The sequence below is a fragment of the Aporhodopirellula sallentina SM41 genome (assembly GCF_000346505.1).
Classification (GTDB): domain Bacteria; phylum Planctomycetota; class Planctomycetia; order Pirellulales; family Pirellulaceae; genus Rhodopirellula; species Rhodopirellula sallentina.
Window position 1 is genome coordinate 1 of sequence record NZ_ANOH01000461.1, and the last position, 1,404, is coordinate 1,404.

Below are 1,404 nucleotides of genomic sequence, written 5' to 3' on the forward strand. Positions count from 1 at the left end.
TACTTGTTTACCGTGCAAAAAATTGGTCTTGGTGAATTTGGCGTAAATCGACCAGAATTCGTGGATCATGGATGTGCCCAAGATCACGACCGACTGTCCCGACTGCAAGCCACTGCTTGAACAGCAGCAGGCGATCATCGACATGTTGGTCAAGCAAGTAGAGTTGCTCACGGCCCGTCTTGAGAAAGTTGAACGCGAAGGCAAACGCCAAGCGGCTCCGTTCCGCAAGAAACGCAAAGCCGATCCGAAGAAGCCGGGACGCAAAAGCGGCGAAGATCACGGCAAACACCATCGCCGAGCCGCGCCCGAGCAGATCGACGAAACCTACGACGTTGCTCTGCCGGCGTGTTGCCCTGATTGCGGGCACGATGAACTGAACAAGACCGAAACGCTCGTCCAATTTCAAACCGATATTCCCCGCGTGGTCATCCACCGGCAATTCAACATCGACGCGGGAACTTGCGGTGGCTGCGGTTCTCATGTCCAGGGCCGGCACGAACTGCAAACCTCCGACGCCGTCGGGGCCGCTGGAGTTCAATTGGGACCGAACGTCCACGCCGCGATGGCACTTTTGAACAAAGAGCTTGGTCTCAGCCATGGTAAGGTCAAGCGTCTGCTGGAAATGCTTTTTGAAATTCATGTCAGTCGCAGCACCAGTTGCCGAAGCATGCTTCGCACTGCCGATCGGCTTGAGAACGCCGACGCTCAAGTTCGCAAGGCCGTGCGAGGCTCGCCTCAGGTGGTTGGAGATGAAACGGGTTGGCGAGTCGATGGACGTGGGGCTTGGCTTCATGCATTCGTCGGACTGACCGCGACATGTTACGAAGTGGACGCGACCAGAAGCATCGGACCGGCTCAGCGGCTGCTGGGCATCGACTGGTCGGGGATCTTCGGACATGACGGCTGGGCGGTGTACGACAAGTTCACCTCGGCGACCCACCAACAGTGCTTCGCGCACCTGCTTCGGCGATGTGATTCGCTGATCGAAAGCGGGACCGGTGGCGCGTTGGCGTTTCCGCGTGGAGTGAAAGACTTGCTGCTTGCAGGATTCGAGTATCGCAACCGTTTTCGACAGGACGCGGTGACTGCTCATGGGATGAAAGTGATGGCAGGTCGACTGACGATGCAGATGTGGGAGTTGGTGCGTCACCCGAAGACGCACGCTGCCAATGAACGCTTCGCAAAGTTCTTGGAAAAGCATCTTGATGACCTGTTCACGTTCCTGCGTCATCCCGGGGCTGACGCAACGAACTGGCGAGGCGAACAAGCGATCCGTCCAGCGGTTGTGAATCGAAAAGCCTGGGGTGGCAACCGCACCAAAGTCGGCGCATTGGCCCAATCACGAATCATGAGTGTGATGCAAACTTGCAAGCAACGGCTGGCTGATCCATTCGACTTCATCCG

At 57.2% G+C, this 1,404-nt stretch carries 1 protein-coding gene; it reads left to right on the forward strand.

Annotation, left to right across the window (positions count from 1 at the left end):
* Nucleotides 1-142: 142 nt before the first annotated feature.
* Nucleotides 143-1,404: IS66 family transposase (gene tnpC, locus RSSM_RS29960; RefSeq protein WP_236621491.1), on the forward strand; the 1,262-nt coding region annotated here is incomplete at its 3' end.